Source organism: Oceanobacillus sp. FSL W7-1293 (assembly GCF_037969815.1).
GTDB lineage: Bacteria > Bacillota > Bacilli > Bacillales > Amphibacillaceae > Oceanobacillus > Oceanobacillus oncorhynchi.
The window spans coordinates 3838054-3861567 of record NZ_CP150212.1; the positions used below are offsets into that span (position 1 = coordinate 3838054).

19 protein-coding genes are annotated in these 23514 nt (G+C 39.1%); 5 read left to right on the plus strand and 14 right to left on the minus strand.

Annotated features, from left to right (window positions below; translation table 11 throughout):
- The first annotated feature begins 295 nt into the window (after window positions 1-295).
- The 3 genes from MKY65_RS18810 to MKY65_RS18820 all read left to right on the plus strand — a co-directional run bounded on the left by MKY65_RS18810 (window position 296) and on the right by MKY65_RS18820 (window position 4008).
- The gene (locus tag MKY65_RS18810) at window positions 296-1480 is read left to right on the plus strand and encodes an IS110 family transposase (RefSeq protein ID WP_339185204.1); all 1185 of its coding nucleotides are present in this window, start codon (window positions 296-298) and stop codon (window positions 1478-1480) included.
- Window positions 1481-1879: 399 nt separating this feature from the next.
- A complete protein-coding gene (locus MKY65_RS18815) occupies window positions 1880-2965 on the plus strand; it encodes a Gfo/Idh/MocA family oxidoreductase (RefSeq protein ID WP_339179528.1) in 1086 nt (361 codons plus the stop codon).
- Between the two features lie 59 nt (window positions 2966-3024).
- On the plus strand, window positions 3025-4008 hold the full coding sequence (locus MKY65_RS18820; RefSeq protein WP_339179530.1) for a Gfo/Idh/MocA family oxidoreductase: 984 nt from the start codon (window positions 3025-3027) through the stop codon (window positions 4006-4008).
- Window positions 4009-4097: 89 nt separating this feature from the next.
- On the opposite strand, the gene MKY65_RS18825 is transcribed toward MKY65_RS18820, so the two are convergent.
- The 6 genes from MKY65_RS18825 to MKY65_RS18850 all read right to left on the minus strand — a co-directional run bounded on the left by MKY65_RS18825 (window position 4098) and on the right by MKY65_RS18850 (window position 11482).
- Window positions 4098-4919: a carbohydrate ABC transporter permease gene (locus MKY65_RS18825; RefSeq protein ID WP_193064254.1), complete on the minus strand. Its 822-nt coding sequence runs from the start codon at window positions 4917-4919 to the stop codon at window positions 4098-4100.
- 14 nt (window positions 4920-4933) lie between these two features.
- Window positions 4934-6205, minus strand: coding sequence for a sugar ABC transporter permease (locus tag MKY65_RS18830; protein ID WP_193064323.1), 1272 nt, complete (start codon window positions 6203-6205; stop codon window positions 4934-4936).
- Window positions 6206-6350: 145 nt separating this feature from the next.
- A complete protein-coding gene (locus MKY65_RS18835; protein ID WP_339179533.1) occupies window positions 6351-7673 on the minus strand; it encodes an ABC transporter substrate-binding protein in 1323 nt (440 codons plus the stop codon).
- 226 nt (window positions 7674-7899) lie between these two features.
- Entirely contained in the window at window positions 7900-9216 is a 1317-nt protein-coding gene (locus MKY65_RS18840; protein WP_339179535.1) for an ABC transporter substrate-binding protein, read from the minus strand.
- Window positions 9217-9427: 211 nt separating this feature from the next.
- Window positions 9428-10411 (minus strand): LacI family DNA-binding transcriptional regulator, encoded by a 984-nt coding sequence (locus MKY65_RS18845; protein ID WP_042530096.1) that lies wholly within the window; start codon window positions 10409-10411, stop codon window positions 9428-9430.
- A gap of 318 nt (window positions 10412-10729) precedes the next feature.
- Window positions 10730-11482 (minus strand): SDR family oxidoreductase, encoded by a 753-nt coding sequence (locus MKY65_RS18850; protein ID WP_339179538.1) that lies wholly within the window; start codon window positions 11480-11482, stop codon window positions 10730-10732.
- A gap of 334 nt (window positions 11483-11816) precedes the next feature.
- Here MKY65_RS18850 and MKY65_RS18855 point away from each other — a divergent pair, with 334 nt between their 5' ends.
- Window positions 11817-11963, plus strand: a complete 147-nt coding sequence (locus MKY65_RS18855; protein ID WP_193064245.1) for a hypothetical protein — start codon at window positions 11817-11819, stop codon at window positions 11961-11963.
- A 142-nt stretch (window positions 11964-12105) separates the two neighbouring features.
- Here MKY65_RS18855 and MKY65_RS18860 read toward each other — a convergent pair whose 3' ends face one another.
- The 4 genes from MKY65_RS18860 to MKY65_RS18875 form a co-directional block, all read right to left on the minus strand.
- A complete protein-coding gene (locus MKY65_RS18860) occupies window positions 12106-12345 on the minus strand; it encodes a 4Fe-4S binding protein (protein WP_077601899.1) in 240 nt (79 codons plus the stop codon).
- A gap of 125 nt (window positions 12346-12470) precedes the next feature.
- Complete coding sequence (gene ptsG, locus MKY65_RS18865) at window positions 12471-14507, minus strand: glucose-specific PTS transporter subunit IIBC (RefSeq protein WP_339179544.1); 2037 nt, start codon at window positions 14505-14507, stop codon at window positions 12471-12473.
- 205 nt (window positions 14508-14712) lie between these two features.
- Window positions 14713-15573, minus strand: coding sequence for a transcription antiterminator (locus MKY65_RS18870; protein ID WP_339179546.1), 861 nt, complete (start codon window positions 15571-15573; stop codon window positions 14713-14715).
- A 209-nt stretch (window positions 15574-15782) separates the two neighbouring features.
- A complete protein-coding gene (locus tag MKY65_RS18875) occupies window positions 15783-17948 on the minus strand; it encodes a DNA topoisomerase III (protein WP_339179549.1) in 2166 nt (721 codons plus the stop codon).
- Window positions 17949-18208: 260 nt separating this feature from the next.
- Here MKY65_RS18875 and ytaF point away from each other — a divergent pair, with 260 nt between their 5' ends.
- On the plus strand, window positions 18209-18841 hold the full coding sequence (ytaF, locus tag MKY65_RS18880; protein WP_339179551.1) for a sporulation membrane protein YtaF: 633 nt from the start codon (window positions 18209-18211) through the stop codon (window positions 18839-18841).
- Between the two features lie 153 nt (window positions 18842-18994).
- Here the strand turns inward: ytaF and MKY65_RS18885 are convergent, their stop codons facing one another.
- Genes MKY65_RS18885 through MKY65_RS18900 form a run of 4 tightly spaced genes read right to left on the minus strand, consistent with a single transcriptional unit; the run spans window position 18995 to window position 23497 of the window.
- Window positions 18995-20875: a PTS mannitol transporter subunit IICBA gene (locus tag MKY65_RS18885; protein ID WP_339179553.1), complete on the minus strand. Its 1881-nt coding sequence runs from the start codon at window positions 20873-20875 to the stop codon at window positions 18995-18997.
- 33 nt (window positions 20876-20908) lie between these two features.
- On the minus strand, window positions 20909-21913 hold the full coding sequence (locus MKY65_RS18890; protein ID WP_256705006.1) for a Gfo/Idh/MocA family oxidoreductase: 1005 nt from the start codon (window positions 21911-21913) through the stop codon (window positions 20909-20911).
- A gap of 34 nt (window positions 21914-21947) precedes the next feature.
- A complete protein-coding gene (locus MKY65_RS18895; protein WP_339179556.1) occupies window positions 21948-22832 on the minus strand; it encodes an ROK family protein in 885 nt (294 codons plus the stop codon).
- On the minus strand, window positions 22829-23497 hold the full coding sequence (locus tag MKY65_RS18900) for an N-acetylmannosamine-6-phosphate 2-epimerase (protein WP_339179559.1): 669 nt from the start codon (window positions 23495-23497) through the stop codon (window positions 22829-22831). The genes MKY65_RS18895 and MKY65_RS18900 overlap by 4 nt, the downstream gene beginning before the upstream one ends.
- Window positions 23498-23514 lie beyond the last annotated feature (17 nt).

Below are 23514 nucleotides of genomic sequence, written 5' to 3' on the forward strand. Positions count from 1 at the left end.
TATATTTAGAGTTTTTATCTTCCGATTTTTAATAGGAAACTCTATGAACCAAAGTAATTTAGTTAGATATTAACTCAGTTTTTCTGAGATAATATATTTATTGGATTGAGAGGTTAAGCCGTTTTCTCCTTGGGTCTATGAACTCGTTATCGAAAGACTGGCGCCTCTCTCTGATAAGCAGTTTACGAATGAGTTAGATGTTGAAGGCTTTCGCCTTACTCCGTATCTAGGACAAGGTAGTAACGCTTTTCAGATGAGTGGCATTCAATCCAAAATATTTTTTAAGGGTGATTTCATGTTCTACCTTGGTATCGATATTGGTAAACGTACTCATGTAGCTTCTGTTATGAATGAAGAAGGCAAGGTTGTACTTAAAGGATTCTCTTTTCCTAACACAACAGAAGGTGGAGAAAAATTACTTACAAAACTCCAATCCTTTTCCCCTTCCATAGACGACTTTACTGTAGGTATGGAAGCTACTGGGCACTATTGGTTAGCCATCTACTCATTTTTACATGACCGTCATCTTTTAATCCATGTCCTGAATCCCATTCAAACAGATGGTTGGCGGAAAGGAACAGAAATTCGAAAACGAAAGAATGATATTATCGATTCTGTATTAATCGCAGACTTAATTCGCTATGGAGCTTTCATAGAAACATCCCTTTCCGATGAGAACATATTCTCTCTCAAACAATTGTCTCGTTATCGTACTTATTTGGTTGGCACATCCAGTGACTTTAAACGAAAAATTATTGCCGTATTGGATCAAGTATTTCCTGAATACGATTCTGTATTTAGCAAAATAGGTATCTTTGGAAAAGCGTCCAAAGAAATTTTACTTGAATATAGCTCCCCTGAAAAACTTCATAAAGTCCCGGCGGATACATTAGCTGAATTACTTAGTGAAGCCAGTCGAAGCCGATTAGGTATGGAAAAAGCAGAATCATTAAAACAGGCAGCGTCACACTCTTTTGGAATCAAATTTGCCCAAGATGCCTTTACTTTCCAACTTCGCTCTATGATTGAACAGCTGAAGTTTCTCGAAACACAAATTAAGGAAACAGAAATGGAAATCAAGAAAATTATGCATACGCTACATTCCGTCATTGAAACCGTTCCAGGAATCGGCCCCATTAACGGTGCTTCTATTCTTGGAGAAATTGGCGATATTCATAAGTTTTCCAATCCTGCAAAGTTAGTAGCTTATGCTGGTTTAGATGCTTCTGTCACACAACCTGGTGAATATGAAGCTACACATAACGTCATGAGCAAGCGAGGGTCACCTTATTTGCGAAAATCTTTATTTTCAGCTGCTTTGGTGGCATCACAACACGATCCTGTTCTTAAAGACTTCTATCAAAAAAAGCGTTCAGAAGGAAAGCATCACCTCACGGCTGTTGGAGCTGTCGCTAGAAAACTGTGCTATATCATTCATGCGATACTCAAGAAGAATGAACCCTATGAAATTAGACAATAACCTTGCGAAAAAAGAACTTTTCTCAGGTTTATTTCGTGTGCTTTCATTTCTGTAAAATCATTATTCAACTCTAAAACCATCTCTTTTATTTCTCACTTGACTTTATATAGTTAGTCTTTCTAAAATACAGCTTATAAATAACTTGAAGTTTTTTTATTCACCTAATTTATGAAAACGTTTTCTTAAATTGTATTTTAACATAAAATAAAGGGAAAATATGAAAAAAGCACTTGTTTTATAACTTTTATTTTGTTAAATACAATGCCTTGATATGGTTTCGTCTGATTTATTGGTTAAATTTGGAGTGAGACTTCATTCTATGAATAATTCAAGATTGACAATCATTTAAATTAAATTTAAACTAAGATAAATGTAATCGTTTTCAAAGGAGGAGACACTATGGGGAAAAAGCTTAAAATAGCAATTATTGGCTGCGGAGGGATTGCAAATGGAAAACATTTGCCAAGCCTTAGCAAATTGGAGCAAGTAGAAATGACAGCGTTTTGCGATATTGTACTTGAAAGGGCAGAAAAAGCTGCAAAGGAATATGGAACGAAAGATGCGAAGACATATGTGGATTTTAAAAAATTATTACAAGACACATCCATTGATGTTGTTCATGTCTGTACCCCAAACAATGCGCATATGGAAATCACAGTGGCTGCGTTGGAATCTGGAAAACATGTCATGTGTGAGAAACCTATGGCCAAGACAACAGAAGAAGCTAAAAAGATGGTAGAAGCAGCTGAACGAACAGGCAAAAAATTAACGATTGGGTATAATAACCGATTTAGACCCGACAGCCAGCATCTGCATAAGCTTTGTGAGCGAGGAGATTTGGGAGAAATATATTATGCAAAAGCACACGCTATAAGAAGAAGGGCAGTACCTACATGGGGAGTGTTTCTCGACGAAGAAAAGCAAGGAGGCGGACCATTAATTGATATTGGTACACATGCGCTTGACTTAACATTATGGATGATGAATAACTATAAACCCAAATCGGTTATGGGAACGGTCTATCATAAATTAGGGAAAAATGAAAATGCAGCAAATGCCTGGGGACCTTGGGATCCAGAGGCCTTTACAGTAGAAGATTCTGCATTTGGTTTTATAACGATGGAAAATGGCGCCACAATTGTTCTAGAATCTAGCTGGGCATTGAATTCCTTAGACGTGGATGAAGCAAAATGCTCTCTCAGCGGCACGAAAAGTGGTGCAGATATGAAAAATGGATTACGAATTAATGGTGAAGACTTTGGCAAATTATATACTCAGGAAATTGAATTGGAATCAGGAGGAGTGGCATTTTACGACGGTAACTCTGAAAGTGATCCTGATTTAGAAGCAAGAAATTGGATTGAAAGTATTATCCATGATACCGAACCAGTCGTGAAACCAAATGAAGCACTTGTTGTCACGCAAATATTGGAAGCAATATACGAATCGGCACGAACGGGGAAAGCTGTTTATTTTAATCAATAGTAAAGAAGTTAAAAAAATGAGTTTTGTAGAATAATATACATTTAGGGAGGGAAAACTAATTGGTTAATATTGCATTGTTAAGCAGATGGCATGTACATGCGGATGACTACGCCCGAGAAATTCAAGCTAATGATAATTTATCTATTAAACTCGTGTGGGATGAAAATGCGGATAGAGGAGAAAAGTGGGCAGAGGAATTGGGAGTCCCTTTTGAATCTGACCTTCAAAAGGTTTTGACAAATCCAACAATTGAAGGTGTAGTTGTCACCACCCCAACAAATTTGCATAAAGAAGTAATTATCTCAGCTGCAGAAAATAAGAAACATATTTTCACTGAAAAAATTTTAGCTTTTACAGTGAAAGATTGTGAGGAAATTTATAATACGATAGACCAATATGGCGTTGAATTAATGGTTTCACTTCCAAGATTAACAGAAGATTATTATTTATATGCGCAAAAGGTAATAGATAATAACTGGATTGGAAGACTTACTACTATTCGATGCCGTACTGCTCATGATGGCGCGGTCGTAAGTCCTGGAGAAAGCGAGGGCTGGTTACCGAAGCGTTTTTTTGACAAAGAGGAATCTGGAGGTGGCTCATTAATTGATCTGGGCGCCCATCCAATATATTTGACTAACCGATTAGCTGGTAAAGTAAAAAAACTGGTTGCTCGTATGATTCATACAAACACCCTTGGAGCAGATGACAATGCTGTCGTCTTAGTAGAATATGAATCTGGTGCGATGGGGATTCTCGAGACTGGTTTCCTGTCCAAAGGCAGTCCGTTTCAATTAGAGCTCTACGGAACAGAAGGCACGATACTAATCGAAGGAAACAAAATCCGCCAGACATTCGGAAATGGGGAGTGGTCAACACCGGATAACCCGCCAGAAGCATTGCCTATGCCTATGGAACAATGGGCATCCGCAATTATAGATGGAACTGTCCCGTCTATAAATAAGTCTGATGTTATTAATCTAACCTTAGTTAACGAAATAGCAATGAAATCAAACAAAGAAGGATGCTGGATAAACCCTTAATGACTCATAACCACAATTACTGAGATGAATTTCTATCACATAGTTAGAGCGGATAACCCTCAAGTTATCCGCTCTAACTATGTTTATTTCTATTCTTTCACAGACCCTGATGTTAAGCCTGAAACAATTCGTCTTTGGAAAATCAACACTAAGATAACAATGGGAATGGTCACAATAACTGTTGCTGCGCTGATATCTCCCCAAGGAACAGAATATTCACTTTGGTACATGGAAATCCCAACTGGTACCGTTCTCCATACATCATCACTATTAATGGTTAAAGCAAATAAATATTCATTCCACGCCGCAATGAATACCAGAATAGCAGTCGTAAAAATACCTGGTGTCGCAAGCGGTAAAATAATCTTTCGGAATGTTTGAAATGGACTGGCTCCATCAAGTTTAGCAGATTCCTCCAATTCGAATGGAATCTTTTGAAAAAAGGTAGACAGAATCCAAATTGATAATGGTAAACTGATTGTCATGTAAGGAATAACCAATCCCGTATAACTATTACGTAAGCCTAACTCTGTCACGATGTTGAAGATTGGCGAAATAACTGCTACTTGCGGGAACATCGAAGCAGCTAATACAACTCCCAGGAATAAACCTTTTCCTTTAATCGGCAATCTAGTTACCGCATAAGCCGCAAAGGCCGCACACCCAACCGCTAAAATGGTTGTTACAGATGAAACAATAAAGCTATTTAACATATATCGCATAAGCGGGCGATTCGTTACCGCAGCTTCATAGGATTCTACCGTAGGATTCGTTGTAAACCATTTAAATGATGTAAATATTTCTCCTACAGGCTTTATCGATGTTAAGAACACCCAAATAAACGGAAACATCACCAAAAATACAAATATTACTAGAAATATATAGAAGCCTATACCTGCTCGTTTATTCATATTACTTCTCCTTCCTATTTTGTACGTCCTGCGAATAAATCTGAACCAATTAAGCGTACATAAATAAAACTAATCAATGCTACAGCTAAGAATACAATAACCGATAATACGGAACCTTCCCCAAAGTTCTGTTGCGAGAACAAGGTTATGTATGCGTATATCGAAATAGATTCGGTAGCATTCGCTGGTCCTCCGCCAGTTAGTACATAGATAAGATCGAATACCCGGAAGGCATCAAGTGTTCTAAATAATAAAGCAACTAGAATAGAAGATTTCAACAATGGCAGTGTAATCTTAAAGAATTGTTGAAATTTGTTGGCTCCATCTACATTACTTGCTTCGTATAAGGAATTCGGTATGGTCTGCAGTCCAGCTAAGAGCAATAATGCCATGTAAGGTGTCGTTTTCCACACATCGGCAAAAATAATCGAGAACATCCCGCCAGATGATGTAGACAGCAGCCAAGATGAATTGGGTATCAGGTTCCATTCATTAAAGTAATGCGCTATAACACCCGTTTGACCATCTAATAAGAAACCCCACATCATCGCGCCTACTGCAGTCGGAATTGCCCAAGGAATTAACACGGAGGCACGTACAATTCCGCGGCCGCTGAAGGTACGGTTAATTAATAGGGCAACAGCCAAACCTAATACAAGCTCAAAAGCAACAGAAGCAATCGTAAATATCATCGTATTACTTAATGATTTCCACATTCGGCCATCCTGAAGATATTTAGCATAATTAGAGAAGCCAATAAAATTAGATTCCAAAATATTTGTGCTGGTAGCCTCAATTAAGGAGCTTGTCTGTTCATAATTCTGTGCTAAATCCTCATTGTCTGCCTCTGCAGCCATCACCTGCAGTTCTTCTGAGAGAGAACTCAAAGCAGTGCGATAATCTTCGGCAAAATCATTATCCAATTTTGCATATTTCAAATCGCTGTCGGAAATCGGCTCGAAATTCATCAGCATCTCATCAATTTGCTCCATTTTAGCATTGATTTCGCTATCTGATTCCAATTCACTATGAAATCCTTCAATTGTTTCTCTAGCCTGCTGAATAGCAGCTAAGTCATCACCATCAGCACTGCTTTCTAAATTGCTAAGCTGACCGTCAATATAAAAGTAATTATCCACATAACGTTCCAAATCCATATTAGCACTTAACATCCGCTCCGACCTCGTCGGATCATTTAAGCGATAATCAAATAAACTATTATAAAAGGACTGGGCAACTGGCCACAATGTAATTAATACGACAAGTATGATAGATGGAAGTATCATCAAATAACCCAGCCGCTTTTCATTCAAATGAAATTTCTTCACATTTCTTCCCCTCCCTTTCCGTTAAGCACACACTTAGATGTACTTAATAGAAAGAGCAAGATGAAATTCAAAGCGCTCATCTTGCTCATCTCTTTAGAAAGCTTTATTCTTCCATAGCATTTTCGATTTGTGTCTGCATATTTTCTGCAGCTTGTTCAGCTGTTTGATCACCTGTTAACACCTGTGAAACCTGAATCTGAATGATATCGGAAATTTCAGGATAAATCGGTGATACTGGTCGTGGAACAGCCGCACTAAGTCCCTCAACAAATTCTGGATTTCCGAATAAAGGGGCAGCTTCTTGTACTTCTGGATCATCGTAAAGCGCTTCGATAGTTGGAGCATGGTTTCCTACAATTGCTCCTGTTTTTTGTCCTTGTTCACCAGCTAAATATTTGACTAATTCCCATGACTCTTCGGGATGCTCTGTATAACGGTTAATCATTGCTGTCCAGCCGCCTAATGCCGAAGCACTTCCTTCATCACCTGCTGGAAGCGGGGCAATATCCATATTCCCTACAATTTCAGAAAGTTCCTCATCTTGAGAAGTAGACTGCATATATGGCCAGTTGCGGGCAAATACGGAGTCTCCAGCAATCCAAGCATTTTCTGTTTCAATTTCTTGGAAATTTAAGATATTACCTGGTACAAAATCAGATTGAACAATTTCTGCTAATTTTTCCAGACCTTTAATCGTTTCTGGACTATTTACCACTACTTCACCATCTTCGTCTAAAACAGCACCGCCATAAGAAGCAATGATTTCAACAAAGTTTGTCACCAAGCCTTCATATTGAGATGCTTGTAATAGATAACCAAACTCTGTATCTCCTTCACCTTGCAGTTCACCAGCTTGTTCGATTAATTCATCCCAAGTAGCTGGCGGTTCCTCCGTTACATCTGTACGATAATAGAGGAATGATGCGTCAATAAATAATGGAAGCGCCCATTGTCTGCCATTAAAATTACCTGCTTGAATCGGTCCTTCAAAGTGCTCTTCTAAATCAATGCCGTCTGCTTCAATAAAACGGTCTAATTCTAGTGCATAGTTTGCCTGGGCAAATTCAGCCGGCCAAATGCTGTCACCGTTAAACACGTCGATCTCGGAGCTTTGCGAACTAAACATGGTTACATATTGATCATGCTGTTGTCCTGTATCTGAAGGCATTTCACGATAATCAACTTTAATATTTGGATTTAATTCCTCAAATTCTTCTATTTGTGCTTCTACTTTACCAGTCGTATCCACACCTGTAGCATAAACAATCGTTACTTGCTCGCCGTCTTCGGAAGCGCTTTCATTTTCTTCATTATTCTCTGCTTCTGAATCATCTGTCCCTGAACCGCCATCTCCACCACACGCAGCCATAAAAGCAACTAATAAAAATAATACTCCAAACAATAACAATTTCTTTACCTGTGGCATTACAGACCCTCCTCGTTTTGTTAGTCGACCCCTCTTTGAAATCGATTACATTTATTATAGCAGAATGTTCCTTCCAGTCAATCGTTTCTTTAAAAATTTTCAGTTATTACTTGTTTCTACTATATTTTTCAAATAAATAGTTCAATTAAATGATATCAGTAGATGTAACAGACACTTTTTTCATAAAAAATATACGTAAATAAAAAGCAAGATGAACAATCTATCATTACTCTTCTAAAGCTGCCTCCAATTGTGCTTCCATATTTTCTACCGCTTCTTCAGCCGTCTGTTCTCCTGTTAATACTCGAGAAACCTCAATTTGAATAATTTCAGATATCTCTGGATAAATTGGGGATACCGGACGTGGCACAGCCACACTTAAGCCTTCTACGAAACTTGGATTTGAAAATAATGGTCCAGCTTCCTGTACCTCTGGATCATTATACAGGGATTCTACAGTTGGAGCACGTGCGCCTTCTACTGCTCCAATTTTTTGACCTTCTTCACTTGCCAGGAACTTTACTAATTCCCAGGATTCTTCTGGATGTTCAGAATATCGATTAATCATTGCCATCCATCCGCCCAGTGCAGAGGTGCTGCCCTCATCACCTGCAGGAATAGGTGCAATATCTACATTTCCTGCGACTTCTGAACGTTCTTCATCATTGGATGAAGACTGCATATATGTCCAATTACGGGCAAATACAGCATCCCCTGCAATCCATGCATTTTCTGTTTCAATCTCTTGAAAATTCAAGATATTACCTGGTACAAAATCAGATTGTGCAATTTCTGCAAATTTTTCTAAACCTTTAATGGTTTCAGGACTATTAATTACTACATTATTATTTTCATCGATAACGCTTCCCCCATAAGAAGCGATAATTTCGATAAAATTGGTTACCATCCCTTCATACTGAGAGCCTTGCATTAAATAACCAAATTCTGTTCCTTCTTCTCCTTGCATTTCTTCTGCTTGCTCAATTAATTCATCCCAAGTCGCAGGCGGTGTATCTGTTATATCTGTACGGTAATAAAGAAAGGAAGCATTCATATATATCGGCAAGGCCCACTGTCTGCCATTGTAATTACCTGCTTGAATGGGACCATCAAAGTGATTATCTAAACTAAAGCTGTCTGCTTCTATAAAACGATCTAACTCCAAAGCATAGTTGGCTTGAGCAAATTCCGCTGCCCAAATAATATCTCCATTATATACATCCACTTCCGAACTCTGAGAACCAAACATCGTTACATATTGATCATGCTGCTGGCCTGTATCGGCCGGCATTTCACGATACTCCACGTTAATATGCGGGTGTTCTTGTTCAAATGCTTCAATTTGACTTTCCGTGGCACCTGTTGTATCTACACCTGTCGCATAGACAATCGTTACCTTTTCATCGGAAGCGCTTTCATTTTCTTCATTACTTTCTGCTTCTGAACTATCTGTCTCGGAACCATTATCTCCACTGCATGCAACCATAAAAATAACTAATAAATATAATACTCCAAACAGCAATATTTTCTTTATCTGCGGCATTAGAAATCCTCCTCTTTTTATTAATCGACCCTCTATGAAATCGATTACATTTATTATAGCAGAATGTTCTACCCGGTCAATTGTTTCTTTTTAAATTTTCAGTCTTTGTTTTGAATTAAATCAGCTGTTAGTACATGTGCTTAGCTAGTAACAGGAAGAGTCAGATAAAATAAAACCCCCTTCTCTGTTGTAACAATAGGTACGTCTCTAATCAGGTTGACTCTCTTATAATAAGCTCATGCTCTAAGATTATGTCTTCTACCTCTTCGCCCTGTATTTTTTTTATCAGCATGTCCACCGATATCTCCCCCATTTTATACATCGGCTGTGCAACGGTAGTTAAAGAGGGATACGTCATACTGGTAAATTCAATCTTATCAAATCCCACTACTGCCATCTCATTTGGAACATCAATCCCTCTGGTATTTAATTCTTTCAATGCTCCAATAGCTAACATATCTGAAACAGCAAACACTGCCGTAAGATCCTTCTTCTTATTCAATATAGAGCGCATCACCTGCTGTCCCGATTCAAGTGATACATCGTTGGCAGAATAGAACCAATCTTCTTCCGGTTCAATATGAAATTCTTTTAACGCTCGAAGATATCCTTTTTTTCTATCCCTCGCGTATAGAAATGACTCGCTGACATTTATGAGTCCTATTCGCTGATGTCCCTGTTTTAATAAATATTTTGTTACTTGATAAGCTGCTAATTCACTATCTATTGTTACATAAGGCAAATTTTTCGAACTTACATATTCGCTGCATTGTACAAATGGATACCGTTTTGCCATATTAACCAATACTTGACGGTCAATTGTTGGATCCATCGTAATCGCGCCCACAGCCAGTTGATTTTTTAATAAATCGAAATATACTTTTTCCCTTTCCAATTTAGAATGCGTTTGACAAAGCAGAATATTATAACCATACTCAAGTGCTTTTTCTTCTATCCCTTCTACAATTTTCAAATAAAATTGGTTAGATATCTTAGGTAATAACACTAATAACATCTTACTTTCCGCATTCCGTAAATTCCGGCCTAAGATATTTGGTGAATAATCCAATTCCCGGATTGATTGTTCGACTTTCTTGCGTGTTAATTCTGCAACCGATGAAGGATTGTTTAATACTCGCGATACAGTAGCAACGGAAACCCCTGCATGTTTGGCAACATCCTGAATTGTCGGCAATATAATCCCCTCTTTTCAACATATAAATCTACTTTTTTATAAGCCATATCACCTCTCTAAAAAAGTAATTGAACTAAATGTAATCCTTTACATTGTATTTTTATCATAATACATAATTCGATAAAAGCAATAGAAAACTGTTTTATATGAGGATGAGTCGATTTTTGAATTTACATCCCAGTAATAATTTTTGAGAGTATAACCTAACATTTTCTAATGAAACAGAAAGCTTTATCATGCAAATTTTGATTATTTCTTTTGGATTCAAAAAGCGATTGCACAATCAGATAATTGACTGTGCAATCGCTCGCTTCTCTCTTATATCCCTAACGTATTCCCTCCATTTACAGATAACGATTGGCCAGTGATGAAATTCCCTGCGTCTGAGGCAAGAAATAAAACAGCATTTCCTATATCTTGAGGGACTCCCATTCTGCCAAGTGGAACTCCACTCCGATATTCACTCGTATCTTCTGCTTCATGTCGTTCAACCGGTATAAACCCAGGGTTAATCATATTAACAGTAATACTAAAAAAACCAAGTTCATTTGCCCAGGAGCGTGTCAACCCTAGCTGGGCAGCCTTGGCCATGACATAGTTTGAATGATTAGGAGTACCTAACTGAACTACTTCACTTCCGATATTTATAATTCGACCATTCTTTTTTTCTTTCATCCCTGGCAGGACAGCCTTTGTTAATAATAACGGCGCTTTCACAAAGAATTCGAGTTGCTCTAAATAATCTTGCCATGCTAGTTCTTCGATGGATAATACGGGCTGTTGACCAGTGGCGTTATTCACCAATATATCAATACTTCCTTGTGTTTCTTCTTCTGCCTGTTTTATCAGTTTTTCTACTGATTCTTCATCCCGTACATCACCTTGAATGGCTATCGCTCTTCCTCCATCCGATTCAATAAAATCAACCGTATCTTGCGCATTTTGGTGATTATTCGCATAGTTCACGATGACTGTAGCTCCTGCATCTGCTAACGTTTTACTTATATGTTTTCCAAGTCCTCTTGAAGCTCCTGTAACCAATGCCACTTTTCCGTTTAGTTTATGAGACATACGTATTCTCCTTTAATTTAGTATCGAGCTATTTGCACTTTCTTTCTAAATAAAACTCTACGTCATCCTTTCAGTTTGCATGAAAATTAACGTAAAGGGAATCTTTTCCTCCAAAGAACAGAAAGAACTCTGTCGGTAGAGATTCTTAATCGAATTACCAAATATCGGTATTTAAAAACTCAAAAGTTACGTACAAAAGTATTTTTAATATATCAAGTAATACCGTACCCATTCCACGTTTGTAAAAATTTGAAGCACATAACTATGCACCCACACACATTGACTTCCTTCTATGATATCATAGAGAAAACAGCCCATCAGAAGGAGCATCCCCATGAAAGTAAAAATGAACGTACAAACTGCCTACCACGGAGATTTACTACGTGCCGGCAAAGAATATGAAATCGACGAAGAAACAGCAAAACGCTGGATTGCCAGTAAATTGGCTGAGGAAGTACAAGAAATCTCTGAAGATGAATAACAGGTGCATCGATAAAAATTAGACTTTCCTGGATTGATTTTCAAGAGTATCATTCTATCGGTTTGATCAGAACATACCAAAATAGCCCGTCTGTTTTTTAAACAGACGGGCTATTTTCATAACGCGCTCCAATCAAAAGTACCTACCGATTCGCAAAAAATTCTTCTGCTTCTTCTAAATACTTCTCTTGATCTGGAGTCAAATCATACTCCTCTTCAATTGCAGACACGGGGCAAACTGCTTTACATGCGCCGCAATCAATGCAAATATCCGGATCAATATAAAATTGCTTGATACCTTCTTCTATACAATCAACAGGGCAAACACTGACGCATTCTCCTGCTTTTTCACCTCTGCATGGATCAAGAATAACAAAAGCCATGGAAAGAAAACCCTCCTTACATGAATAAACATGGTTCACCTTAAATGATAATTCTTTTAAAGAATGAAGTAAACTGTTTCACCTTTATTTATGTGTATTTTCTGTGAAAAAATAAAGCTTTCACATTATTTGATTTCAATAACCCCTTTTTCTCCAGCATATCCTTCCGTTTTCAGTAATTCGATTTGCCGTCCTTCTTCCAGATTGGTAAAGATAATAGGTGTAATCGTTGACTTGGCATTTTTACCGATATATTCTAAGTCTGCTTTTAATAAAGGCTGGCCTGTTTCCGCTTCTTCGCCTTCTTTGACAAGTATGTCAAATCCTTCTCCTTTGAGATGCACGGTATCGATTCCGATATGAATCATGATTTCTTTACCTGTTTCTGATTCCAGACTAATTGCATGCTTGGTAGGAAAGATGTTACTGACTCTTCCATTTACCGGGGAAACAACGATTCCATCTGACGGCTCAACTGCAAAGCCGTCTCCCATCATCCTGCTGGAAAATAGCTGATCAGGAACGTCTGTAATAGGAAGGAGTTTTCCGCTTAGAGGAGCAGCAATTCCTTCCGCCTTATCTGGATGCTGTCTTTGATGATTTGTCTCTACCGCATATACATCCAAACTATCTAATGCTGGTCTAGGCGTTCTTCCGGATATGATATCTTGCATTTGTCCTTTAATGATTTCCGAACGCGGTCCGAAAATGGCCTGAATATTATCCCCTACCTCTTGTATTCCTGAGGCTCCGAGCTGTTTTAGCTGGTTCTTATCAACATGTTTAATCGAATTTACTGATGCACGCAACCGTGTGATACAAGCGTCCAAATGCGTAATATTCTCTCGTCCGCCCATGGCCTCCAGCACATGATAAGCTAAATCAGCCGGCTTCGCTGGTTCGCCGCTGTGTGCTGATTCAATTACTTCTTCCCTTCCCGGCGTCATCAGGTTAAACTTCTTGATAAAGAATCGGAATAAGAAGTAATAAAGGATAGCAAACAGAAACCCGACTATGATCGCTATCCACCATGATTCCTGATTCGGCAATACACCAAACAGCACAAAGTCTATTGCTCCTCCTGAGAAGGTATAGCCGACATTGACACTGAACCATGTCATCAATACAAAGGAGAGTCCATCCAACACGGCATGAATAAAGAATAAGAATGGCGATACAAATAAAAATGAAAACTCAAGCGGTTCGGTAATTCCTGTTAGGAAGGACGTTAAAGCTCCTGAAGCCAACAGTCCCGCAACCAGTTTTTTATTCTCCGGTCGTGCCGTATGATACATCGCAAGTGCTGCAGCAGGCAACCCGAACATCATAATCGGAAATTCACCGGCCATAAAATTCCCTGCCGTAATCTCTGCATTATCTCTTAATTGCGCAAAAAATATCGTCATATCTCCACGAATAATTTCACCGGCAAGGTTGGTATATGTGCCAAATTCATACCAAAAAGGAGAGTGAAAAATATGATGCAGTCCAAAAGGAATCAATAGACGTTTAATAAACCCAAACATAAATACAGCAATATATGTACCTTCTTCAATCAGCCAATAGGAAGCGCTGTTCATGATATGTTGGATTGTCGGCCAGATAAACATTAATAAAATGCCGGCAAGGAAAGAAACAGCTGCAGTCACGATGGGGACAAACCGTTTTCCTGCGAAGAATCCTAAGTAGGATGGCATCTCCATATGATGAAACCGGTTAAAACAATAGGCAGCTATCACCCCGGCAATAATTCCACCAAATACACCGGTCTGTAAGGTTCCTATTCCAAGCACACTTGCAAATCCGGGATCCTCCGCTATCAATTCTGGGGTTACCTGCATAAACGAACCCATTACCTGATTCATCACCAAATAACCTACCAGCGCAGCAAGACCGGCCGTTCCGTCACTTGCCAGTCCTATCGCCACACCAATTGCAAAAAGCAGCGGTAAATTATCAAATATAATACCGCCGGCGTCTTCCATTACGGTTGCAGTCAGCTGAATCCAGTCTGCTTCCAAAAACGGAAGATAGCCAAGCATGGTGTTCTGCTGGGCAGCATTGCCAAACCCAAGCAAAAGACCTGCCGCCGGCAAGAGTGCCACCGGCAGCATAAGCGCCCGGCCAACTTTTTGAAGACCTCCAAACGCTTTTTTGAACATCTATAACACCTCTCTCTCCTTCTTTCTAGCCGTAAAAAAGGCATCAGTAAAAACACAAGGATAGCGCATACAGATACAGAAATACTGTACCCGTCGTTATCTAAGTATTCCTACTCATGCCTGATCGAATCAGTCACACGTATAAGAGGATGTGCACAAAGACCAATAAATAGTACTTTACGGGCAGAGACTATCAGTGCGAAATTTAATTCGTTTTTGATTTTAGCTGGATGTTTTCATGCAGCCGCTGCAAATGAATCGTCAAATAGACTGATTCCGCATCAAAAACAGGTTTCTTTAACGTCTGCTGCATAATTTTAATCAGCTTCCAGGACAAATTATAGAACACGGGATATTCTTCTTTTAACAGGTCTGCCATTTTTCGCGGCTCCTCTACCTTGTCCCCATTTAAAACTCGTTCTATCGTATACCGGAGATGTCTGACAAAACGGACATAATCCATACTGTCTCTGTCTAGTGTTATATAGAGCTGATCCTCGATTATCTTAATTAAATTAGAAACAAGCTGCGAATACCGGTTGATTTCATTTAGTGCTGTTCCCTCCATTGCACTATGAACGTGTAATGCGACAAAACCAATCTCTCCCTCCGGCAAATGGACTGGTAAAAATTGATTCATATATTCTACAATTTCGGAGGCAATTTCATATTCAAATGGATAGAGCACCTTCGTCTCTGCTAAAAATGGATTACGTATTTCTAACCCCTGCTGCAAACGGGCAATCGCGAAAATAATATGATCGGTCAATGCAACCAGCGTATGCTCATCCGTGAATGTATTGATGCGTTTTTTGATTATTTCTATCGAATCCACAATACTCTGCAGTGTTTTTTCATCGATATTATCAATAATTTTTTTATAATTTTCCTGTTCCTCTCTATCCCGAAGAACAAACAGCTTCTCCACGGTTTTGGATTCAATGAGATCTCGCTTCTTTTTAGCAAATCCGATGCCCTTCCCGATAAGGATAACTTCATTTTGATTCGTATCTTCGGCAATAAGAACATTGTTATTGAGTGATTTGATTACAGAAAAGGCATCCATATCAATCATCCCTTCTACATTTTAGCCGTCTCTTCTTCCTATTATATAACACTTAAATCAAACTGCAAATTATGGATTTTTCAGGAAATACGGTCTTTTTACTCAGGCAGATGTTACTGCTGCTTCGTCAGATTTCCTGCTTCCCTTCTTTCTGCATTTTACTTTCCCATCAGAAAAGCCCCCGTTTTTCATGCGGGGACTTCACTTCCTTATTTATCTTTTAATTTCGCAAGCGCATCTGCAAGTGCATTATTTTTAAAATCATCCTGCTTTTTCATATACTTGTTGACATCTTTTTTAGATACCTTCTGATTCTTTTCCTTTTCTTTTCTTGCTTGGAAGGTGGACAGTTTTTCACGGTGACCGCAGGAGCACGTAAACATCTGACCTTCTCCCTCACCGCGGAGCTCTAGGCGTTTATGGCAATTAGGACAGCGGGCATTCGTATATTTTGCGATATTCTTTTTCCCGCCGCAGCTGCGGTCCTGACAGACGAGCCGTTTCCCGTGCTTATTTTTTACTTCCAGCATCAGCTTGCCGCATTTCGGGCATTTTGTCCCTGTCATATTATCGTGCTTGAACTTTTCCTCACTTGCTTTTATTTCTTGGACTGCCTGTTTGGTATATGTCTTAATTTCCTTTAAAAAGACATCCTTTTTCAGCTTGCCTTCTGCGATCTGTGCTAATTTTTGTTCCCATTCTGCCGTTAAAATAGGAGAACGGAGCTTTTCTGGCGCTAATTCTAAGAGCTGTCTGCCGGTGGACGTCAGATAAATATACTTTCCTTTCAGATCCATATATTGATTATTGAACAGCTTTTCAATAATATCCGCACGTGTAGCAACCGTTCCAATACCGCCAGTCTGCTTCATTGTTTTCACAAGCTCTTGTTTTTTCGTTTCCATAAATTTCGTCGGGTTTTCCATAGCCTGCAGGAGGCTCCCCTCTGTAAATCGTTCTGGCGGTGTTGTCTGCCCTTCTTTGATAGTAAAGCTGAGCGCCATTTCCTCTCCTTTTGTTACTTGAGGGACATTGGAACGAATCTCTTCTTCATCGTCTGCTTGATGCTGGTAAATTTCCTTCCAGCCTAAAGCAACAACTCTGTTTCCTTTTGCTTCAAAGATTTCTCCGGCAGCTTCTACCGTAATACTTGTCTGTTCATATTCATACGGCTTGGAAAGTGCTCCTAAGAAACGTTGGACAATAAGCTGATAAATTTTCCGCTCCTGGTTAGACAGCGCGCTATAATCCACTGTTTCTTCTGTCGGGATAATCGCATGGTGATCGGTTACCTTGCTGTTATCTACAATAGCTTTGCCAGTGCGTAAATCTTCTTTTAAAATTTTATTCGCAGCTTTCGCATATTCATCCACGCCGCACGCCCTTACACGTTCTTTTAATGTAGAGACCATATCCGTTGACAGATGCCTTGAATCGGTTCGCGGATAGGTGACAAGCTTGTGCTGTTCATATAATTTCTGCAGTACAGATAAGGTTTGTTTTCCAGAAAATTGATAAATCCGGTTGGCCTCCCTCTGTAGATCCGTTAAGTCATATAAGGTTGGCGCATGTTTTTTCTTATGCTTTTTATCCACATGCTGAATAAACGCTTTTTCCTTCGATACCTTTGCTTTTAATTTATCTGCTGCTTCTTTCGAGAAAATACGGGACTGATTCTTTTTGTCCTTCCACGTAACGGCAAACCCGCCTTTTGTTTTTCCCTGCAGCTGATAATAGGTTTTTGGCTTGAATTGATTGATTTCCTGTTCACGCATCGCAATCATTTCCAGTGTCGGCGTCTGGACGCGGCCGCTGGATAAGGAAGCATTATGCTTGGTGGTTAAAGCTCTTGTTGCATTTAATCCGACATACCAATCCGCTTCCGAACGCGCTACGGCAGATTGATACAAATTCCAATACTGATTTCCAGGCTTTAAATTCCGGAAGCCATCCTTGATTGCTTTATCCGTAACCGAGCTGATCCATAGACGCTGCACAGGCTTCTTAACACGCGCTTTTTCAATAATCCATCTGGCAACGAGCTCTCCCTCTCTTCCGGCATCAGTTGCAATCACAATGTCTCCTACATCCTGACGTGACATTTGCTGCTTCACCGCTTGAAATTGCTTGCCCGTTTTCTTCATGACCACTAATTTCAAATGATCCGGAAGCATCGGTAAATCTTCCATATTCCATGTTTTATATTTAGGGTCATACGTTTCGGGATCTGCCAAGGTAACTAAATGTCCCAGCGCCCATGTCACAATATACTGTTTTCCCTCTTGATAGCCATTTCCTTTTTTGTTACATCCGAGGACTCTTGCTATATCTCTGCCTACAGACGGCTTTTCTGCTAATACCACTGTCTTACTCATATCTATCCCTCATTTTATCGAATTCTAGTCTGTTACTACTTTAACATATTTCCTTCTAATACGTTCATCCAAGGCACACATTGCACCCAAAAACATAGAATATCATACACAAAAATTACAGGAATGACATGGCTTCATACTCTTTTTTGAAGCTTTTACTTCTACTTATTAGAGGATGTTCAAAAATTCCAGGATGATAAGCAATGAACGCTTTAGTTGATTTTTTTTGAGCATGCACTATTAGAAAGAGGATGTTACGTATGATATATACAGGTATGCTTTTACTCGTTATTGCGGTAAGTCTGGATGGATTTAGTGTAGGAATAACCTATGGGATGCGGCAAATCAAAGTGCCTCTTCTCTCTTTATTTGTTATTATGTTCTGCTCCGGATTGATTGTCTTTCTATCGATGGAGGTAGGCGATTTCTTACGTTCCTTTATTTCTCCTCAGGGAGCCAGCATGCTTGGCGGAGGGATTCTTATCTTTTTAGGCTTCTTCTCCCTTATTTCCATGTTTCGCTCACGAGAAACGGAAGCAGCCAAAAATGGAGATCACGCTTCTTCCAATGTTAAATTTGAAAATATGAAAACTGTGCTCACTCGTCCAAAAGAAGCCGATTTAGATAAGTCAGGTATTATCTCTATTAACGAATCCATTCTATTAGGTTTCGCTTTAGCTCTCGATGCATTTGGTGCCGGAATCGGCGCTGCGATGCTTGGATACTCCCCGCTGATTACCGCGTTATTAACAGCCGGCATGAGTGGATTGTTTTTATTTAGCGGAATCATGTTCGGAAGTTATTTATGGAGAATACCTGCCTTACAGCGTTTATCTTTTTTACCATCTGTATTTCTGATTACGCTGGGGTGCTGGAATATTTTCAATGTCTAACTTAAGTATCTGTTATCCTGCCTTGCCCATTAAACTTTTCTAAAGCTGTCTAATTAATTCAAAGTCCAATTTAAGGGTTACAGACAAAATCACCGTATCGAATGTATTTTAAAATATAAATTCGATACGGTGATTTTATATTATACTTAAAGATTAATCTTCTGTTTCTGAAAAAAATGCTATAACATCCTTCTTATTTTTTATATTAATCAATTGCTCTACATTTTCTAATTCAGAGCAGCTAGTAGCAATAGAAGACAATATCTCCAAGTGCTCATTTCCTTTTCCAGCAATGCCAATAACTAACCTCACTTCATTTCCGTCCCAATCTATCGAATTTTCATAAACTACGATTGCTAAACCAGATTGGTAAACTGCTTCTTTCGCATCATCTGTACCATGAGGAATAGCTAAGAGGTTTCCCATATAGGTTGATACGCTTTTTTCTCTTTCAAACATTTTCTCAACATATTCTTCAGAAACGCAACCTTGTTCCACAAGGATTCTGCCGGCTTCGGCTATCGCCTGCTCTTTATTCTTCGCTTCACCAGACAGTTTTATATTTTCTTCTGTCAATAGTTTATCAACTTTTTTCTCTCTGTCTAAGCTTCGGGCAGCTTTAATATGTTCTACAACTTCATCATAGGATGGACTGTTTAAGAAGTTATCAATAGATACATGATAAACATCTGGCTGCTTCTTTTTCGCACGGTCTGTAAGCTCTTTATGTGTAAACATAATATCTGCCTCAGTCGGCAAATTGCTGATAGCAATATTTTTAACAGTAATCTCCTCGTACCCTGCATCCTTCAGTTTCTTTTTAACCAATGAAGCCCCCATTGCACTTGACCCAAGACCTGCGTCACAAGCAAATATAATATGCTTTACATTTCCAAAATCGATTGTTTCATTATTTTCTGTCTGGTTTGAATTATTCAAGCCAGAAACAACACTGCTCTTCTTCCCTTTGATCGCTTCCATTTTTTTACTTGCTTCTACCAAATCTTCACTATCGACTTTTTTATCAAACTTAAGAATAACCGATGCAATAGCAAAAGATACTGCAGTAGCAAACAGAACACTTAAAATAACACCGATATAACTGTCCGTAGCCGTCATTAATAAGATAGAGATAATACTTCCCGGAGAGGCTACACTCACTAAGCCAGCATCAAACATTGTTAACGTAAATATACCTGTCATTCCCCCTAAAATAGCAGCAATAATCAGTGTTGGCTTCATTAATACATACGGGAAATAAATCTCATGGATTCCGCCAATAAAATGGATAATTCCAGCGCCATAAGCTGATGCTTTCGTTGCTCCTTTACCAAAAAGCATAAATGCCAGCAATATACCTAGACCTGGACCAGGGTTGGCTTCGAGTAAATATAGCACAGACTTACCAGTTTCTTCTATCTGACTACTTGCGATTGGATTTAAGATACCTTGATTGATTGCATTGTTAAGAAACATTACTTTTGCCGGCTCAATAAAAATACTGACAAGCGGAAGAAGACCGTGGCTTACTAAAAAGTCTACTCCTGCTCCTAACAACCTGGTAAGCGCATTCACAAATGGACCAATAGCGATTGAACCAAATAATGCTAGTATTGCTCCGATAATTCCAGCTGAAAAATTATTAACCAATAATTCAAACCCCGACTTGATTTTACCTTCAAAGAGCTGATCAAACTTTTTAATTGCTAATCCGCCTAGCGGTCCCATAATCATTGCCCCAATAAACATTGGTATATCTGCTGCAACAATGACTCCCATTGTTGCAACAGCACCTACGACCCCTCCGCGAAAATCATGGAGGATACGTCCACCGGTAAAACCAATCAGTAATGGAAGCAGATAATTTAGCATTGGACTGATAAAATTAGTAAAAAGCTCCAGTTGTGTCGGTACAGCAATCGCTGTTAAGATTCCCCATGCGATAAAAGCTCCAAGATTAGGTATAATCATACTGCTTAAATTACTGCCATACGTTTGAATCCTTGAACGAATACTCTTCTTTTGCCCGCTCATTCGTTACAACCCCTTTTGTTATGATCAGCTTTTTTATTGATCTACTTTCACTGGCTGACCAGTTTCAAGTGATTTTTCAATACTTCTGACAATTTTAACTGCTCTTAAGGCCTCTTCTACTAGAATAGGAAATTCTTTATCATTCAGAACGCTATCTACAAAAGAACTTAGCTCTTCCTTCATGATTCCAGTCTGTGTCCCATATAAATCCACTCCATACATGGTGTCCGGGAACGTAATCTTATTACCTTTTTCAAATACCCGGATAGACTGGTCGAGAATATCAATATTGATAACACCGTCCGTTCCGATAATATCAAGCTTGGCATCCAGTTCTACATGATTATCCGGTAAAACCCAGCTCGTCTCATAGCTGCCAATTGTTCCAGATTCAAATTTTAATGTTGTTATAATAGCATCTGCAACATTAAATTCTTTTAAGCGCTTTCTTACTTCAACTGCAGAAACTTCCACAATCTTATCTTCGGTAATCCATTCAATAGCTTCTAAATCATGAACACCTAAAAACATGACGACAGATGTTCTTCCTTTTAATCTTCTTCCATTCTGATAGGAATTGTTACGCCGGGAATGAAGATGGACAGGTTCGCCGATTTTCCCTGCTGCCACCGCCTGTTTCGCATTGTAATATCTCGGATCCCAGCGCAATGTGTGACCGACCATCATTTTCACACCAGTTTCTTTCACTTTATCAATAATCCCTTGAGCATCCGCTACATTATCAGCCAATGGTTTTTCAATCAGAATATGTTTATGAAAGTTACAAGCTTTACAGGCAACATCAAAATGCTGATCATCTGATGTACAAATACTGACTGCATGCACATTCTCATCTTTCAACAATTCTTCTAAACTATGAACAGCCGTTGTCCGAAATTGTTCAGCCAAATTTTCTGCATGCTCCTGATTAATATCGTGGACTGCTACTAAATTCACATGAGGAAGCTCCGAATAAATCCTTGCATGTGATTGCCCCATTACTCCCATACCGATTACAGCTACATTTAATTTATTCAACACAAAACATCTCCTTTATATTTGATAGTTCCAATTAAAATACTAAACTTGCTGCACCTATTATCATGGCATCTCCGCCAAGCATTGATAATTCAATCTCTACATCTTTATTGATTTTATTTACTTGACTGCGAACCTGCTGTCGTATATCTGTGATGAATGGTACTAATGAGCCGGATACCCCGCCCCCCAGAATGATTTTTTCCGGATTAAAAATATTTGTCAACGATGTCATTCCAATAGCTAAATTTTCTATATATTGATTGATGATGAAAGCTGCATTCTCATTATCACCTAAAGCCTCTGCAAAAATTTCCTGTCCTTTCTTCACCTCCTTAAAATTTTCTGCATACATTGCTTCTAACGCTGTTCCGGAAGCATACGCTTCAAAGCAGCCTTTATTTCCGCATGGACATTCCCGGCCGTTTGGATATAGAACCATATGTCCAACTTCGCCTGCAGCTCCAGCATGTCCACGCAGGAGTTGTCCATCTGCTATAATCGCTCCGCCAATTCCAGTTCCTATCGCTACACAAAGAAAATTCTTTACATCTCTGCCTGCTCCAAAATACTGTTCTCCTAACCCCATTGCCTGCACATCGTTAACAACAGCAACCCGGTATCCTGTTTCATTTTCTAACCAAGTTTGAATCGGCAGGCCCTGCCAATCACTGAACGTATCTGTCGCTGAAAGTACCTTGCCGGAATGTCCAATCTGCCCAGCCGATCCAATGCCAATACCTGTTGTATTTTCGTCATAGAAGGAAGGGATTCTATCTGTTATCACACGAAGGATTTTCTCACCTTTTTCTTTTTTCAAGGTGGTAAATTCCTCCTTTTTTAATAATATTCCATTTTCTTGAACTAAACCCATCGCTATTTTTGTGCCGCCAATATCTATCCCTATTGCATTTCTCATTTTCTTTTCAGCCTTTCTGCAAATTTTCTCGTGATCAACTGCGGCCTGGTAATTGCTGCACCTACTACGACAAATGCTACACCGATATCCATTGCTTTTTTAGCTTTTTCCGGTGTATCAATATTTCCTTCTGCAATCACAGGTACCTTCAATGTATCCACCAAACTTTCCATCAAGCAAAAATCTGGTCTAGGTCTCCCTTTTGTATCTTTTGTATATCCAGATAACGTTGTACCTACCATATCACATCCCAGAGACTCTGCTTGAACCCCTTCCTGAAGCGTTGCCACATCTGCCATCACCAGTTTATTTAGATCTTTTTTTATATATTCAATTAATTTTGGCAAGTCTTCTTTTCTTTTGCCGTTCGTTGCATCAATAGCTATAATATCGGCACCAGCTTCTGCAACTAATTTTGCATCTTCTTTTGTACTTGTTATAAAAGCTTGAAAACCAGGATATTGCTTTTTTAAAATACCAATAACCGGTAGATCAACTTTTACCTTAATTGCCTGAATGTCTTCTGGTCCATTTGCACGAATTCCTGCTGCTCCTCCCTGTTCTGCTGCCAGAGCCATCGAAGCCATATGAGATGAGCCATGCATTGGCTCACCTTCTAAAGCTTGGCAGGATACAACTAATCCACCTTCCAAATCCTTTAACATCTCTCCACCTAACCTTC

Coding starts and splice junctions, on each gene's coding strand:
- MKY65_RS18835 (WP_339179533.1), bottom strand. CDS start 7,673: ATGCCACAGGTAAAGAAATTGTTATTGTTTGGAGTATTATTTTTATTA.
- MKY65_RS18885 (WP_339179553.1), bottom strand. CDS start 20,875: ATGAGCGGGCAAAAGAAGAGTATTCGTTCAAGGATTCAAACGTATGGC.
- ptsG (WP_339179544.1), bottom strand. CDS start 14,507: ATGTTCAAAAAAGCGTTTGGAGGTCTTCAAAAAGTTGGCCGGGCGCTT.
- MKY65_RS18855 (WP_193064245.1), top strand. CDS start 11,817: ATGAAAGTAAAAATGAACGTACAAACTGCCTACCACGGAGATTTACTA.
- MKY65_RS18895 (WP_339179556.1), bottom strand. CDS start 22,832: ATGAGAAATGCAATAGGGATAGATATTGGCGGCACAAAAATAGCGATG.
- MKY65_RS18825 (WP_193064254.1), bottom strand. CDS start 4,919: ATGAATAAACGAGCAGGTATAGGCTTCTATATATTTCTAGTAATATTT.
- MKY65_RS18900 (WP_339179559.1), bottom strand. CDS start 23,497: ATGTTAAAGGATTTGGAAGGTGGATTAGTTGTATCCTGCCAAGCTTTA.
- MKY65_RS18850 (WP_339179538.1), bottom strand. CDS start 11,482: ATGTCTCATAAACTAAACGGAAAAGTGGCATTGGTTACAGGAGCTTCA.
- MKY65_RS18830 (WP_193064323.1), bottom strand. CDS start 6,205: ATGATACTTCCATCTATCATACTTGTCGTATTAATTACATTGTGGCCA.
- MKY65_RS18875 (WP_339179549.1), bottom strand. CDS start 17,948: ATGAGTAAGACAGTGGTATTAGCAGAAAAGCCGTCTGTAGGCAGAGAT.
- MKY65_RS18860 (WP_077601899.1), bottom strand. CDS start 12,345: ATGGCTTTTGTTATTCTTGATCCATGCAGAGGTGAAAAAGCAGGAGAA.
- MKY65_RS18810 (WP_339185204.1), top strand. CDS start 296: ATGTTCTACCTTGGTATCGATATTGGTAAACGTACTCATGTAGCTTCT.
- MKY65_RS18840 (WP_339179535.1), bottom strand. CDS start 9,216: ATGCCGCAGATAAAGAAAATATTGCTGTTTGGAGTATTATATTTATTA.
- MKY65_RS18815 (WP_339179528.1), top strand. CDS start 1,880: ATGGGGAAAAAGCTTAAAATAGCAATTATTGGCTGCGGAGGGATTGCA.
- MKY65_RS18870 (WP_339179546.1), bottom strand. CDS start 15,573: ATGGATGCCTTTTCTGTAATCAAATCACTCAATAACAATGTTCTTATT.
- ytaF (WP_339179551.1), top strand. CDS start 18,209: ATGATATATACAGGTATGCTTTTACTCGTTATTGCGGTAAGTCTGGAT.